Genomic DNA, 12,418 nt, shown 5'->3' on the forward strand with positions numbered 1-12,418 from the left:
AAAGCTCCTTCGAGATCAGGCGGCCAGTGAGAAACCCTCGTAGCCCTTCGCGGCCACGTCGTCGCACTTCTTGCGGTACTCCCCCACCCCGCCGCAGTACGGCATGAACACGCGCGTCTTGCCGGGCACGTTCGCGCCCATGTACCAGGAGTTGGCTCGCGGATAGAGGGTGTAGCTGGCCAGCAGGTTGACGTGGTCGACCCACTCGTCCTGCGCGGCCGGCGTCGCCTCGATCGTCCGCAGCCCCTCGCGGTCGAGGTGCCGGATGGCGTCGGCCACCCAGTCGACGTGCTGCTCGATCGAGACGATCATGTTGGACAGCACGGACGGGCTGCCGGGCCCGGTGATCATGAACAGGTTGGGGAAGCCGGCCGAGCCGATCCCGAGATAGGTCCGCGGCCCGGCGCTCCACGTCTCCTTGAGCGACAACCCCTCACGCCCGCGGATGTCGACGTTGGTCAGCGCTCCCGTCATCGCGTCGAAGCCGGTGGCGTAGACGATCACGTCGAACTCGTACTCCTGGTCGCTGGTCCGGATGCCCTTCGGGGTCACCTCGACCAGCGGGGTGCGCTTCAGGTTGACCAGGTGGACGTTGGGCCGGTTGAAGGTCTCGTAGTAGTTCGTGTCGAGGCACGGCCGCTTGGTGCCGACCGGATACTCCGGGCAGAGGTCGGCCGCCACCCGGGGGTCGTCGACGATGTCGCGGATCTTGCCGTGGATCCAGCTCTTCGCGGTGTCGTTGGCTTCCTGGCTGGTGGCGAAGTCGGTGAAGGTCGACAGCAGGTTGACCAGGCTGCCGCTCTCCCAGGCCGCCTCGAACGCCTTGTTTCGCTCGTCGTCGGACACTTCGAGCGCCGATCTGGTGGGCACCACCACCGGCACGCCGGCGCCCGATTCTTTCTGCGCCTTCCGGTACGCGCGGTAGTTCTCGCGCATCTCGGCGATCTCGTCGTCGCGCAGCGGGCGGTTGCGGGCCGGCAGCGAATACGACGGGGTGCGCTGGAAGACGGTGAGCTCGGTGGCTTCCTCGGCGATCACCGGGATCGACTGGACGCCCGAGGACCCCGTACCGATGATGCCGACCCGCTGACCGGTGAAGTCGACCTTCTCGTGGGGCCACCGCGAGGTCTGGTACGACCTGCCCTTGAACGTCTCGATGCCGGGGATCTCGGGCAGTTTGGGCGACGACAGGCAGCCGGTCGCCATGATCAGGAAGCGGGCCGTGACGGCGTCCTCGTGCTCGGTGCGGACCAGCCACGCCTTGTCGTCGTCACTCCACGTGGCGCTCGTGACCCGCGTACGGAAAACGATGTCCCGGCGCAGGTCGAAGCGGTCGGCCACGTGGTTGGCGTACTTGAGGATCTCGGGCTGGGTCGGGTAGCGCTCCTGCCACGGGTACTCCTGCTCGAGGTCCTCGGAGAAGGAGTACGAGTAGGCCAGGCTCTCCACGTCGACGCGGGCGCCCGGGTAGCGGTTCCAGTACCAGGTGCCGCCGACGCCGGTGCCGGCTTCGAAGACGACCGCGGTGAGGTTCTGTTGGCGCAGCTTGTGCAGCAGATAGAGACCGGAGAATCCGGCGCCGACGATGACCGCGTCGACGGTCGGCGGGATGGTGCGGGTCTGGGTGGCTGACTCCTGGGTGGGTACGGACATGGGGGCTCCTGGCGAATCGGGGGGTGCCGGCGGCGGGCGCCGGCCAGTGACGCGCGGGGGAGAGTGCTCGAGCTGTCTCCGTCACCATTGGTGACCAGGTCGTTACTTAGGCCACAACCTAGAATGCATTCTGCATTGAGTCAATGTTTCGGAGACGTTTCCTTCATGCGACGAAACATCAGACCTGTCGCCCACCTGGAGTGATCAGACCCGTCTCGTAGGCGGTCACCACGACCTGCGCCCGGCTCGACAGGGCGAGCTTCGCCATCAGCCGGGTGAGGTGGGTCTTCACGGTCGCTTCGCTCACGACGAGGGTCTGGGCGATGGCCGCATCGGTGCGGCCGGTGCCGACCAGCCGCAGGATTTCGGTCTCACGGGCGGTGAGCGGTGCGAGGGCCGGCCGGTTCATCCGGGTGGGCGGCACAAAAGCCTCCACGAGCCGCCGGGTCACGCCCGGCGCTGGGACACCGTCGAGGCACGGCATGCGGATGTGCATCAGGACGACCTCCGGGCGTAGCCGGGCGGCCAGCTCGACCGCCTGCTCCCCGTCGGACGCCTCGCCGACCACCTCGAAACCCGGGGCGGCCCTGATCAGCGCGGCCAGGCCGGCGCGGACGAGGAGCTGGTCTCGACGACGAGCACGCTGGTCATCGGACCTCGCGGTCTCCCTCCTCCCCTCCGACCCCTGCGGGAAGAGGCAGGGTCAGCCGGACCTGGAAACCGCCGCCCGGCCGGGGCGAGGATCCCGGGGCCTACGTCCAGCCCTGATCGCCTGTCCGGCGCCTCACGCCTTCACGTCGAGGCGGCCGGTCCAGCCGTCGAGCACCTGCTCGGGGTCGCTGCCGAGGACGTCGGCCAGCAGCATCGCGTACACGTCCCGGAAGTCGAGGGTGAACTTGAGGTCGCCGTCGTCGAGATCGGTCAGGCTGGGTGGCTCGCCGTGCAGACCGCCGCGGATGCCGTCGCCCAGCAGGAAGACATTGGAGGCCGTTCCGTGGTCGGTGCCGTCCGAGGCGTTGGCGTGAACCCGGCGGCCGAACTCCGAGTACACCGCCGTCACGACACCCTTTCCGGCCACCCGCCCGGCGAACGCCGTCAGAGCCTTGTCCACCTTGGACAACAAGGCCTTCTGCGCGTCCTTGCCGTCGGCGTGCAGGTCGAAACCGCCCAGCGACACCGAGTAGACCCGGGTGGCCACGCCGGCCTCGATGCAGCGGGCGACCAGGGCCAGCTGCTGGTCGAGCGGCGGGGCGGCCCCGCCGGTCGCGGTGGCCGGGGTGTCGTCGTCGTCCTCGCCGAGCGGGGCCGAGGAGATCAGATCCCGTACCCGGGCGAGGTCACCGAAACAGGCGGCGGCCCGGGCCGAAGCCGGCGACTCCCCGGCCGAGGGCGCGCCCAGTTGTTGCAACAGCGCCGGAGTCACGCCGGCCGGCAGCTTCAACTCGCCGCCCGGCACGGTCGCCCCGGCGCTGGTGGCTCCGGCCAGCAGCGGCGGCAGCACCGGTTCGAACGAGACGGCCAGCCGCGGGTCGCCGCCGGCCGTGTCGAGCCAGCGGCCCAGCCAGCCGGTCGTGCCGGGGCGATCCGGCTGGGCGGTCTGCCAGATGTCCATCGACTGGAAGTGGCTGCGGTTCGGCTTCGGATAGCCGACCCCGCGGACGATCGCCAGCCGCTTCTGGGAGAACAGCTGGTGCAGCCCGGGCAGTCCGGGGTTGAGGGCTTCGCCCTCGCCCAGATCTAGCAGTTCCTCGGGCTGATAGGCGAAGTCCGGCCGGGCGGTGGCATAGGCCGGGTCCGCGTACGGGATCACGGTGTTCAGCCCGTCATTGCCACCGTAGAGCGTGATCAGCACGAGCGTCTTCGCCGCCGGGTCGCGGTCGCCGGCCGTGGCCAGCAGCTCCCGCAGCCCGAGCGTGGTCGCCGCCGCGCCCGCGGTCACGCCACTGGCGATCAGGAAGCGCCGTCTGGTGATGGCATCCATGTCGAATCTCCTCAGTGGACCGCGTACTCGGGGCTGGCCAGGCCGAGCGCCAGCAACTTCTTCGGGTCCCGGATGCCGTCGAGGGCGGCCCGGGTGCGGTCGGTCCAGCCGTCGAGGGCGAGCAGATCGGCCAGGGCTTCCAGGCGATCGGCCCCGGCGAGCCCGTCGACGTCGGCTTTCGCGGCCAGCTTCTGACCGGCCCGCAGCCGGGTCAGGGTCGACGACGTGGTGAGCCAGGCCGCGCCCTCGGGCCACCCGCCGACCGACGGCGGCCGGAGCGGCATCTGGCCGAGCGCCCGCAGAACCGGCTCGGTCCCCTCGACCGTCAGACCCAATTGCCGTACGGCGCCCACGACCCACTCGATGGGCTGCTTCACCAGTCCACCGGTGGTCGCGGCGAACTCGGGCGCCAGGCAGATGCCGCGCAGCAGGGTCGTCGTGTCGCGCCCCGGGACGGCCGGAGCCGGGCCGGATCCGCCGTAGCGCGCCCACAGCCGCCCCACGATGAAGGGCAGATGGGCCTCGTGGCGGACCAGCAGATCGGCATACGCGTCGAGGTTGCCGACCTGGCGGCCGAGGACGGTGACCGGCTGATCGTCGTGCCGCTTGGGCACCAGGCGAGCCTGGCCGGTGGCCCGGTCGATCTGCCACCCGGTCAGGACGCGCGCGCCGGCCTTGACGTCGTCCTCGGTGTAAGCGCCCACGCCCAGCGTGAAGAGCTCCATGACCTCGCGGGCCAGGTTCTCGTTGGGCGCCTTGCGGGTGTTCTTCTGCCCGTCGAGCCAGAGGATGAGGGCCGGGTCGCGCAGCATGGCCCGGACGAGCGGTCCGGTGTCCCCGGACCCGTACCGCCGGAAGGTCTGCTGCTGAGTGAGCATCAGCTGGGCCGAGCGCACCTTCTGGGCGCTGGTCGCCCAGTGCCCGTGCCAGAAGAAGATGAGCTTCTCGGCCGCGCCGCCGTCGGCGGCCATCCGGCCGAGCCACCAGCGCACCAGTGTGGTGACCTGGTCGCGCTGCTTCTTGCGGGCGGCCTGGCGTTGCTCGCGGCTGTCACCGGGAGCCGGCGCGGCCCCCAGATCGGGCGGCGAGGGCGGGGCGACCGGTCGGAGCAGCCGCTCGAGCGTGGCTTCGTAGCCCGCCCGGACGGCCGCGTCGACCTCGGCCGCGGTCGGCCCGAAAGTGAGCCGGCGCAACAGATGTGTCACCAGGCGTCGGTCAGTCATGCCGCCGACACTAGGCAGGGTTGGTAAGGGTTGTGTAAGCGCGAGGTGCGCGCTGTGTTCAGGCGGCCTTCGCTCAGGCGGCCTTCGCTCAGGCGGCCTGGAAGGATCGGCGTGACAGGCCGATCGAGTAACCGTCGAGCTTCGTGACGATCGGGGCGATCGGGTCGGTGGCGGCGCCCAGCGTGACGAACAGCGGCGTGAAGTGCTCGACCGTCGGGTGCGAATACGGCATGCCCGGGGCAGCGCTGCGGAAGCGGGCCAGCTCGGCCACATCGCCGCGGTCCAGGGCCTCGGCGGCCCACGAGTCGAAGTCGGCCGACCAGCCGGGCACCTTGTTGGCCACGAACTGCTCGCGGGTCAGGAACGGCAGGCCGTGGGTCATGTGACCGGAGCCGATCACCAGCACGCCCTGCTCACGCAGCGGGCGCAGCCGCTCCCCCAGGGCGAGCAGCTTGTCCGGGTCGTCGGTGGGCAGGCTGAGCTGCAGCACCGGGACGTCGGCGGCCGGATACATGATCTTCAGCGGCACCCAGGCGCCGTGGTCGAGGCCGCGCCGGTTGTGCTCGTGGGCGCGCTCGCCGTCCGGCATCATCGCGGCGACCTGCTGGGCCAGCGGGCCGGCGTCGGGGGTGTCGTAGCGGAACGTGTAATACAGCGGGTCGAAGCCCCCGAAGTCGTACACCAGCTCGCTCGGCTGCGCGGCACTCAGCGAGAGCGGCGCCGACTCCCAGTGGGCGCTGACGACCAGGATCGCCTTGGGCTTGGGCAGCGCCCGGGCCCAGCGGCGCAGCGGGTTGAGCCACTCCGGGTTCTCGAACGGCATGGGGCCGCCGCCGTGGCTCACATAGAGGCTGGGCATCGCCCCGTCCTCGGGGGTCCACTCACGGTGCGGGTCGGCCGTTTCGGCGGCCGCGGCCGCACGCACGTGCGCGGCGAACGGGTGGGCGGCCGGGATGCGCGCATCGGCCAACGCGGTGGTGCTGGACATGTCTACTCCCGGCAAGCGAATTAGTTGAAGCCTCAAGCTCCACCCACCATACGCCGAAAGCTTGATTCGTCAAATACTTTGCCCAGGCTGTGACGGCTCCCATGAACAGGGGTCTACTGACGACGCCTCAACGCTGCCCTCGCGACGACCAGACCGGCCAGGGCCGGCACGGCAACGGCCACCGCCTGCTCCACCTTGGCGTTCAGGTCCGGCTCCAGATACGGCTCGTCGAGGACCAGGGTCCAGAGCAGAAATCCGCTCAGCCCCAGCAAAGCCGCCGCCAGCACCAACAACAACCCCGTACGACCGTGCCTCGCCTCAGTCATCCGCGGACCGTAACAGCCGCCGACGGGTCCAGGGATCAGGGCGTCTCGTCGCCCGCCCAGCCGTCCAGGCACCCGTCGGGGAGCAGGAACCAGCGGAGCTTCTCGAAGGCGGGTGGGAGCTTGGCGCCCGCGCCGTCGATCGGGACGGGGCGGCCGGCCAGGATCGCCCGGGCCTCGGTCAGCTGGGAGGCCAGCATGTCCTCGCCCATCCGGCGTGGCGCGGACGGCATGGTCACGGTGCCGTCGGCGTGCAATTTCAGGTCGGACACCTGGGGCAGCGCCATCCGGGCCCTGGTGTGGCGCCACTGGCCGGTGTGCGGGTCGAAACGGTAGTCGGGCAGCAGGCGGGCGCCGTGCTCGGCGATCAGCGACACCGCCTCGATGACGTAGCCGGCCAGCTCGTCCGACCAGAAGTACGGGAAGTTGAGGCGGGACCAGCCGGGCTTGATGCCCTCCCAGCCGTCCTGGATCTCGTGCTCGAACCGGTGCGAGAGCTCGGTCGAGATGCCGAGCAGGCGGTGACCGTAGGGACCCGCGCACGAGCAACCGCCCCGGGCCTGGATGCCGAAGAGGTCGTTCAGCAGCGTGACCACGTAGTTGTGGTGCAGGTAGCGGTCGCCCGAGCGGAGCTGGAAGGAGACGATCGGGAGGCGTGCGGAATCCAGGTCGCCCAGGATCTCGATCTTTCGGTCGGCCGCCCAGGCGTCGCGGGCGCGCTGCCACAGGCGGTGTTCCTGGGCGGCGATCAGCTCGGTGCCGACCGACTCCTTGACCCCGAAGACCAGGCCCGCCCGGATCGACTCGACGATGGCCGGGGTGCCGCCCTCCTCGCGGGCGATCGGATCGTCCAGGTATTGGTGACTGTCGGGGTCGACGAACGCCACCGTGCCGCCGCCGGGCACCGTCGGCACACGGTTGACCAGCAGGTGCCGGCCGACCACGAGGACGCCGGGGGTCTGCGGGCCGCCGGGGAACTTGTGCGGCGACAGGAAGATCGCGTCCTTGTCGTGCATGGTGATCGGCAGGTAGGGGCCGCCGGCCGCGAAGTCCCACACCGACAGGGCGCCGTGCTCGCGCAGCAGGGCCGAGATCGCCGCGACGTCGGTGAGCAGGCCGGTCACGTTCGAGGCGGCGCTGAAGCTGCCGATCCGCAAGGGCCTTTCCGCGTACGTCCGCAAGGCCTCCCGCAGGTCGTCGAGGTCGGGGAGACCGCGCCCGTCGCTGCCGATCTCGACCACGTCGGCGATCGACTCGCGCCAGGGCAGGACGTTGGAGTGGTGCTCGTAGGGGCCGACGAAGACCACCGGGCGCTCGGCCGCGGGGATGCGCGCGCTCCAGCCGTACCGGTCGTCGAGGTTCTCGGGGACGCGCAGGCCGAGCGTGGCGACCAGCTTGTTGACGGCCGTGGTCGAGCCCGACCCGCAGAACAGCACGACATCGTCGGGGCCGGCGCCGACCGAGCGGTGGATGAGCTCGCGGGCCTGCTCGCGCAGGGCCTGCGTGCGGGCTCCGGTCGCCGAGGCCTCGGTGTGGGTGTTGGCATAGCCGGTCAGGACCGTGTCGCGGATGTACGCCTCGACGAAGTCGAGCGCCTGCGCGGAGGCGGTCTGGTCGGCATAGGTGACCCGGCGCGGCCCGAACGGGCCCTCGATCACCGAGCCGGTGCCGATCGAGCCCTCGCGCAGACGCCGCAGGATCGGTGTGTCCATGGTCCCCGCCCTTCCCGCGCACGCGGCGGCGGATCTCGCGCACCGATGCGACGTTGCCCCAGGGTGCCGCCCGTTCGCCCGGTTGTCACGCGGTGAGTGGGAAATGCGACATGCCACTCATCACACTCAACCCACTCGGCACCCTGACAACCTGTCCGGCCGACCCGGCAACCGGTGGCCCCGGGCGAGCCTAGCCTGGCCTCATGCCGTACGTCGCCGCCCGCGACGGCCGCCAGCAGCGCGGCCCGACCAACCGGGCACCCAGCGTCCCCGACCGCCTCGACGATCTGCACGGCCACAGCGTCGGCCTGCTCGAACTGCCCAAACACATGGCCGCCGGCCACCGCAGCCGGCGCGTCCTCGACCTGGAGGATCCGGCCCAGCAGCGCCAGGCCTATCAGACGGTGCTGTGCCGGGCCGCCGCCTGCTGCGAGATCAACGACCTGCTCAACCCGGGGGTGCTGCGCCGCATCTGGCGTCATCTGCACCTGCCGGTCAAGGTGCGGCAGGAGTGGGAGTCGCGGCACCCCGCCCTGGCCGCGCGCTGAGCGACGGTCAGCCGGGCCGGAGAAGAGCGGCGTAGTCGCTGCTGCGCAGCGGCGCGCCGGTGAGCGTGCCGTCGGGCAGCGGCACCTGAAGCGGCTGCCCGCCCCGGGTGAACAGCACGGTGCCGACGTCGGCCCGGGCGGTCAGCGTGCAGACGATCTGCCCGTAGGCCAGAGATCCGTCGTTGCGCGCGTCGCCCTCGTCGACGTCCGGGACCTCGACCGTCACCTGGGCGCCGGTGTGCTTGCCGGCGGTGAGCGCGAACCCGGAGAGCGCCGTGCTGAGCCCGGCCGCCTGCTCGGCGGTGGTCGGGCCGGCCATCAGGCTGTCGAGCTGGCCCTGCATGGTCGGGTAGGTGGGCGTACGCCGGACGGTCTGCACCAGATGGCCGTCGCGCACCAGGCAGAGCACCTGCGCCACGTCGCCCACCGCCACCGCGGGCCCGGCGCCGGGGGTGGTCAGCGGGTGCCGCGGCAGGTCGACGCCGTGCGGCTCGTCCTGGGCGCGTACGCCGCAGCCGCCGAGCAGCACGACGGCCGAGACCATGATCACCGTGAGCCGCCGCATCCATCGAATGATGCCTCGCGCCCGGGCGGCATCCGGACTCCGTCATGGAACTGTCATATCGCCGGAGAAGTTCCGCAAACCTTGACCGGCACAGTGAAGGCATGACGGTCACCAGCCTGGTCACCGCCGTCGTTGTCGGCGGTCTCCTCGGTCTGGCCGGGCACCTGCTGACCAGGGCGGAGCGCCGGGTGCCGTTCTGGCTGCCGCCGACGGTCGGCGTCGGCGCGGCTGTGTTCGCCACGACCGTCGCGCGGATCGCCGCCGACCTGCCCTCGGGCCTCAGCCTCACCGAGCTGGGCCTGCAGGTGGTGTCCGGCGGGGCCGGGGTCGCCGCCGTGGTGATCACCGCCGACCGCCGCACGTCCGAGAAGGAGGGCTTCCGATGACCGACGTCCGCGATGCCACCGACACCGCCGTCGTCACCCCGCTGAGCGACCTGGACGAGGCCGCCGTGGAGCTGTTGCGGGAGTCGCTGGCCGAGGCCGTCCGCGATCATCGGCACGTCATCGTGGACCTGCACGCCGCCCCGACCATCGACTCGGCCGGCCTGAGCATGCTGGTCCGCGCCTACAACGACGCCAAGAGCCACGGCGGCACCCTGATGCTGGCCGCGCCGTCGAGGTACGTCGTGACGGTGCTGCACACGATGAAGCTGCATCAGGTCTTCCCGATGTATCCCGACGTCGAGGCGGCACTCACCGCATAGGCAGGTCGATTCGGAACCGCGCTCCCCCGCCCGGCCGGTCGGTCAGCGACACCCGGCCGCCGTGCGCCGCCGCGTGCCCGGCCACGATGGCCAGGCCGAGCCCGGTGCCGTCACCACCGCCGCGCGCGTTCGCGGCCGGCCCCCGCACGAAGCGGTCGAAGATCGTGGCGCGCGCCTCGTCCGGCACGCCCGGCCCGGCGTCGTCCACCTCCAGGAAGCCGGGCCCGAGGCGGACGGCCACCGGCCCGCCGCCGTAGCGGATGGCGTTGTCGAGCAGGTTGCCCAGCGCCTGCTCGACCCGGCGCCGGTCGATGTGCCAGTCGCCCGGGGTGCCCGGCTCGACCTGGAGCAGCTCGGTCGTCAGCCCCCGCGAGCCGAGCACCCGCCGGATCAGCAGCCCGATGTCGGCGTCCTCGAGGTGCACCGGCTGGTCGCCGCGGGCCAGTTCGAGCAGGTCGTCGACCAGCGCCTGGAACCGGGCCACCTCGTCGGCGATCAGCCCCACGGCCGCCGCCGACCGCTCGTCCAGGCCGTCGCGGCGCCGGTTGAGCACGCTGACCGCAGCGGCCAGGGTCTGCAACGGCGAGCGCAGCTCGTGGCTGACGTCGGCGGCGAACCGGCGATCGCGCTGCAGCCGCCGCGACAGCTCGTCCGCCATGTGGTTGAACGAGGAGGTCAGGCGGGCCAGGTCGGGCTCGGCGTCCGGGTCGAGCCGGGTGTCGAGATCACCGCCGGCGATGCCGCTGGCCGCCTCGGCCACCGCCGCCAGCGGACGCAGCGCGTGCCGGGTGACATACCAGCCGACCGCCGCTCCCCCGGCCGACACCATGATCGCCACGGCGGTCAGCACGAGCGCGAGCAGTTGCAGCGTGCGCTCCAGCTCATCCAGCGAGACGATCTCGTAGAACACCGCCGAGCCCTGCACGGGAACGGCGACCACCAGGGAAGCCTCGCGGTCACGGCGGATCCGCTGAGCTCCGGCCTCACCGCTCGCGGCCATCTCCTGCAGCGCTTTCGGCACGGAGTCGCTCGCGGGCGGGCCGGCGCTGCGGGAATACCAGGTGCCCTGGAACTGCAGCAGCACGTACCGGTCGGCGCCGATGTCGAGCGACTGCAGCAGATCTCCCACATCCGGTTCGGTGCCGGTCAGCCCGGCGTTGACCGCCGCCGCGTCGAAGTAGGTGGCCCGGACCGCCGCCCGTTCGCGCTCCCGGAACAACGTGTTGCTGATCAACTCGTACGAGACGAAGGTGACGCCCGCCGACAGGGCCAGCGCCCCCACAGCGAAGGCGGCACTGACCCGGGTCCGCAGCCCGGCCCGTCTCACGGCTGGAGCTTGTAGCCCAGACCGCGCACGGTCACCAGGTGCCGCGGCTTGCCGGCGCTGTCCTCGATCTTGTGGCGCAGCCGGCCGACGTGCACGTCGACCAGTCGCTCGTCGCCGATCTCGTACTCCCAGACCCGGCTGAGCAGCTGCTGACGGGAAAGCACCTGGCCCGGGTGCTCGGCCAGCTCGCAGAGCAACCGGAACTCCGTACGCGTGACCGCGACCGCCTCGCCGTGCAGACGCACCTCGCCCGCCTCGGGCCGGATCTCGAGGTCGCCGAAGGTGAGCACGGTCATGGCCGGGCCGGCCGAGGCGGCCCGGCCCCGCCGGCGCAACGCCCGCAGCCGGGCGGCCAGCTCCTTCACCGCGACCGGCTTGACCACGTAGTCGTCCGCCCCGGCCTCGAGCCCGGCCACGATGTCGTGGGTGTCGTCCCGGGCGCTGACCACGATGACCGGCACGTCGTCGGTGCGGCGCAGCTGCCGGATGCACTCGAAGCCGTCCATGCCCGGCAGCATCAGGTCGACCAGCACGGCGTCGGCCGGCTGCCGGCGCTGCATCTCCAGCCCCTCCTCGGCGGTGGCCACGGCGTGGGTCTGGTAACCCTCATCCTCCAGTGCCATGGCCAGCGACAGCCGGATCCGGTCGTCGTCCTCGATCAACAGCACGGCGCTCATAACCGCATGATGCCGCGCCGGGCACGCAACGACACGGCGGAGTGCCGAATCCCGGGTTTCGTCATCGAACCGTCATATGCCCGGAGATCTATCGCCATCGCCCGCGCGCAGCATGGAAAAACGGGAAACGACCCTCCCCACAGGCCCGCGCCCGAAGCCACCGGTTCGGTGGTCCGGCGCGGGCCATTCATGCCGGAGAGACCTGGACCGCCATCGAGGTCTCTCCGGCACCCCCTACACAGGACGGCCGAAAGCGCGACCGGCGGAGCCGTCGGTGTTTGGATGAGGGGCATGGAATTCATCGACGGGCTGACCGGGGTGGCCCGGATCGGGCTGGGGCTGGCCGCGCTGGGCCGCCCGGCGTACATCAACCTGGGGCGCGACGCCGACCTGCGCGCCCACCGCACGGTCGAGGCGATGCGCGACCGGGCCCACCAACTGCTCGACGAGGCCTACGCGGCCGGGGTCCGCTACTTCGACGTGGCCCGCTCCTACGGCCGCGCCGAGGAGTTCCTGGCCTCGTGGCTGCCCGGTCACGACGACGCGCTGATCGGCAGCAAATGGGGTTACACCTACACCGCCGGCTGGCAGCTCGAGGCCGAGGCGCACGAGGTCAAGGACCACGGCGTGGCCACGTTCGACCGCCAGCTCGCCGAGACCCGGGCGCTCCTGGGTGACCGGCTCGGTCTCTACCAGATGCCCAGCTGACGTCCAA

14 protein-coding genes and 1 pseudogene are annotated in these 12,418 nt (G+C 71.3%); 4 read left to right on the top strand and 11 right to left on the bottom strand.

Annotated elements, in window-relative coordinates; genetic code table 11:
• Positions 1–15: 15 nt before the first annotated feature.
• The 8 genes and pseudogenes from NAG42_RS16195 to NAG42_RS16225 all read right to left on the bottom strand — a co-directional run bounded on the left by NAG42_RS16195 (position 16) and on the right by NAG42_RS16225 (position 7,880).
• The gene (locus tag NAG42_RS16195) at positions 16–1,653 is read right to left on the bottom strand and encodes a flavin-containing monooxygenase (protein WP_250031115.1); all 1,638 of its coding nucleotides are present in this window, start codon (positions 1,651–1,653) and stop codon (positions 16–18) included.
• A gap of 178 nt (positions 1,654–1,831) precedes the next feature.
• Complete coding sequence (locus NAG42_RS16200) at positions 1,832–2,149, bottom strand: response regulator transcription factor (RefSeq protein WP_438872412.1); 318 nt, start codon at positions 2,147–2,149, stop codon at positions 1,832–1,834.
• A pseudogene (locus NAG42_RS45500) lies at positions 2,129–2,269 on the bottom strand (response regulator); the annotation flags it as partial. The pseudogene NAG42_RS45500 and the gene NAG42_RS16200, both read right to left, overlap by 21 nt.
• Positions 2,270–2,437: 168 nt before the next feature.
• Positions 2,438–3,634 (bottom strand): DUF1501 domain-containing protein, encoded by a 1,197-nt coding sequence (locus tag NAG42_RS16205; RefSeq protein WP_250031117.1) that lies wholly within the window; start codon positions 3,632–3,634, stop codon positions 2,438–2,440.
• An 11-nt stretch (positions 3,635–3,645) separates the two neighbouring features.
• The gene (locus NAG42_RS16210) at positions 3,646–4,857 is read right to left on the bottom strand and encodes a DUF1800 domain-containing protein (RefSeq protein ID WP_250031118.1); all 1,212 of its coding nucleotides are present in this window, start codon (positions 4,855–4,857) and stop codon (positions 3,646–3,648) included.
• Positions 4,858–4,945: 88 nt separating this feature from the next.
• Complete coding sequence (locus tag NAG42_RS16215) at positions 4,946–5,845, bottom strand: dioxygenase family protein (protein ID WP_250031119.1); 900 nt, start codon at positions 5,843–5,845, stop codon at positions 4,946–4,948.
• Positions 5,846–5,958: 113 nt separating this feature from the next.
• Positions 5,959–6,171, bottom strand: coding sequence for a hypothetical protein (locus NAG42_RS16220; RefSeq protein WP_250031120.1), 213 nt, complete (start codon positions 6,169–6,171; stop codon positions 5,959–5,961).
• 35 nt (positions 6,172–6,206) lie between these two features.
• A complete protein-coding gene (locus tag NAG42_RS16225; protein WP_250031121.1) occupies positions 6,207–7,880 on the bottom strand; it encodes an aminotransferase class V-fold PLP-dependent enzyme in 1,674 nt (557 codons plus the stop codon).
• Positions 7,881–8,083: 203 nt separating this feature from the next.
• Between NAG42_RS16225 and NAG42_RS16230 the strand changes: the two genes are divergently transcribed.
• On the top strand, positions 8,084–8,428 hold the full coding sequence (locus tag NAG42_RS16230) for a hypothetical protein (protein ID WP_250031122.1): 345 nt from the start codon (positions 8,084–8,086) through the stop codon (positions 8,426–8,428).
• A 7-nt stretch (positions 8,429–8,435) separates the two neighbouring features.
• Here NAG42_RS16230 and NAG42_RS16235 read toward each other — a convergent pair whose 3' ends face one another.
• Positions 8,436–8,993 carry a GerMN domain-containing protein gene (locus tag NAG42_RS16235; RefSeq protein WP_250031123.1) on the bottom strand — a complete coding sequence of 186 codons (558 nt, stop codon included), beginning with the start codon at positions 8,991–8,993 and terminating at the stop codon, positions 8,436–8,438.
• Between the two features lie 101 nt (positions 8,994–9,094).
• Here NAG42_RS16235 and NAG42_RS16240 point away from each other — a divergent pair, with 101 nt between their 5' ends.
• Both NAG42_RS16240 and NAG42_RS16245 read left to right on the top strand, forming a co-directional pair.
• Positions 9,095–9,379: a hypothetical protein gene (locus tag NAG42_RS16240; protein WP_250031124.1), complete on the top strand. Its 285-nt coding sequence runs from the start codon at positions 9,095–9,097 to the stop codon at positions 9,377–9,379.
• Positions 9,376–9,699 carry an STAS domain-containing protein gene (locus NAG42_RS16245; protein ID WP_250031125.1) on the top strand — a complete coding sequence of 108 codons (324 nt, stop codon included), beginning with the start codon at positions 9,376–9,378 and terminating at the stop codon, positions 9,697–9,699. Before NAG42_RS16240 ends, NAG42_RS16245 begins: the two co-directional genes overlap by 4 nt.
• Here NAG42_RS16245 and NAG42_RS16250 read toward each other — a convergent pair.
• Positions 9,689–11,026 (bottom strand): sensor histidine kinase, encoded by a 1,338-nt coding sequence (locus NAG42_RS16250; RefSeq protein WP_250031126.1) that lies wholly within the window; start codon positions 11,024–11,026, stop codon positions 9,689–9,691. The two genes, NAG42_RS16245 and NAG42_RS16250, sit on opposite strands and share 11 nt — an antisense overlap.
• Positions 11,023–11,703 carry a response regulator transcription factor gene (locus tag NAG42_RS16255; RefSeq protein WP_250031127.1) on the bottom strand — a complete coding sequence of 227 codons (681 nt, stop codon included), beginning with the start codon at positions 11,701–11,703 and terminating at the stop codon, positions 11,023–11,025. The genes NAG42_RS16250 and NAG42_RS16255 overlap by 4 nt, the downstream gene beginning before the upstream one ends.
• A 291-nt stretch (positions 11,704–11,994) precedes the next feature.
• Between NAG42_RS16255 and NAG42_RS16260 the strand changes: the two genes are divergently transcribed.
• On the top strand, positions 11,995–12,411 hold the full coding sequence (locus tag NAG42_RS16260) for an aldo/keto reductase (RefSeq protein ID WP_250031128.1): 417 nt from the start codon (positions 11,995–11,997) through the stop codon (positions 12,409–12,411).
• The last annotated feature ends 7 nt before the right edge of the window (positions 12,412–12,418 follow it).

The organism is Paractinoplanes maris (assembly GCF_023544465.1).
GTDB classification, from domain to species: Bacteria; Actinomycetota; Actinomycetes; order Mycobacteriales; family Micromonosporaceae; genus Actinoplanes; species Actinoplanes maris.

Bases quoted from the DNA above. Each gene is read 5' to 3' on its own strand.
- NAG42_RS16235 (WP_250031123.1), bottom strand. From the start codon at position 8,993: ATGCGGCGGCTCACGGTGATCATGGTCTCGGCCGTCGTGCTGCTCGGC.
- NAG42_RS16210 (WP_250031118.1), bottom strand. From the start codon at position 4,857: ATGACTGACCGACGCCTGGTGACACATCTGTTGCGCCGGCTCACTTTC.
- NAG42_RS16200 (WP_438872412.1), bottom strand. From the start codon at position 2,149: ATGCACATCCGCATGCCGTGCCTCGACGGTGTCCCAGCGCCGGGCGTG.
- NAG42_RS16230 (WP_250031122.1), top strand. From the start codon at position 8,084: ATGCCGTACGTCGCCGCCCGCGACGGCCGCCAGCAGCGCGGCCCGACC.
- NAG42_RS16225 (WP_250031121.1), bottom strand. From the start codon at position 7,880: ATGGACACACCGATCCTGCGGCGTCTGCGCGAGGGCTCGATCGGCACC.
- NAG42_RS16245 (WP_250031125.1), top strand. From the start codon at position 9,376: ATGACCGACGTCCGCGATGCCACCGACACCGCCGTCGTCACCCCGCTG.
- NAG42_RS16255 (WP_250031127.1), bottom strand. From the start codon at position 11,703: ATGAGCGCCGTGCTGTTGATCGAGGACGACGACCGGATCCGGCTGTCG.
- NAG42_RS16205 (WP_250031117.1), bottom strand. From the start codon at position 3,634: ATGGATGCCATCACCAGACGGCGCTTCCTGATCGCCAGTGGCGTGACC.
- NAG42_RS16240 (WP_250031124.1), top strand. From the start codon at position 9,095: ATGACGGTCACCAGCCTGGTCACCGCCGTCGTTGTCGGCGGTCTCCTC.
- NAG42_RS16215 (WP_250031119.1), bottom strand. From the start codon at position 5,845: ATGTCCAGCACCACCGCGTTGGCCGATGCGCGCATCCCGGCCGCCCAC.
- NAG42_RS16220 (WP_250031120.1), bottom strand. From the start codon at position 6,171: ATGACTGAGGCGAGGCACGGTCGTACGGGGTTGTTGTTGGTGCTGGCG.
- NAG42_RS16260 (WP_250031128.1), top strand. From the start codon at position 11,995: ATGGAATTCATCGACGGGCTGACCGGGGTGGCCCGGATCGGGCTGGGG.
- NAG42_RS16195 (WP_250031115.1), bottom strand. From the start codon at position 1,653: ATGTCCGTACCCACCCAGGAGTCAGCCACCCAGACCCGCACCATCCCG.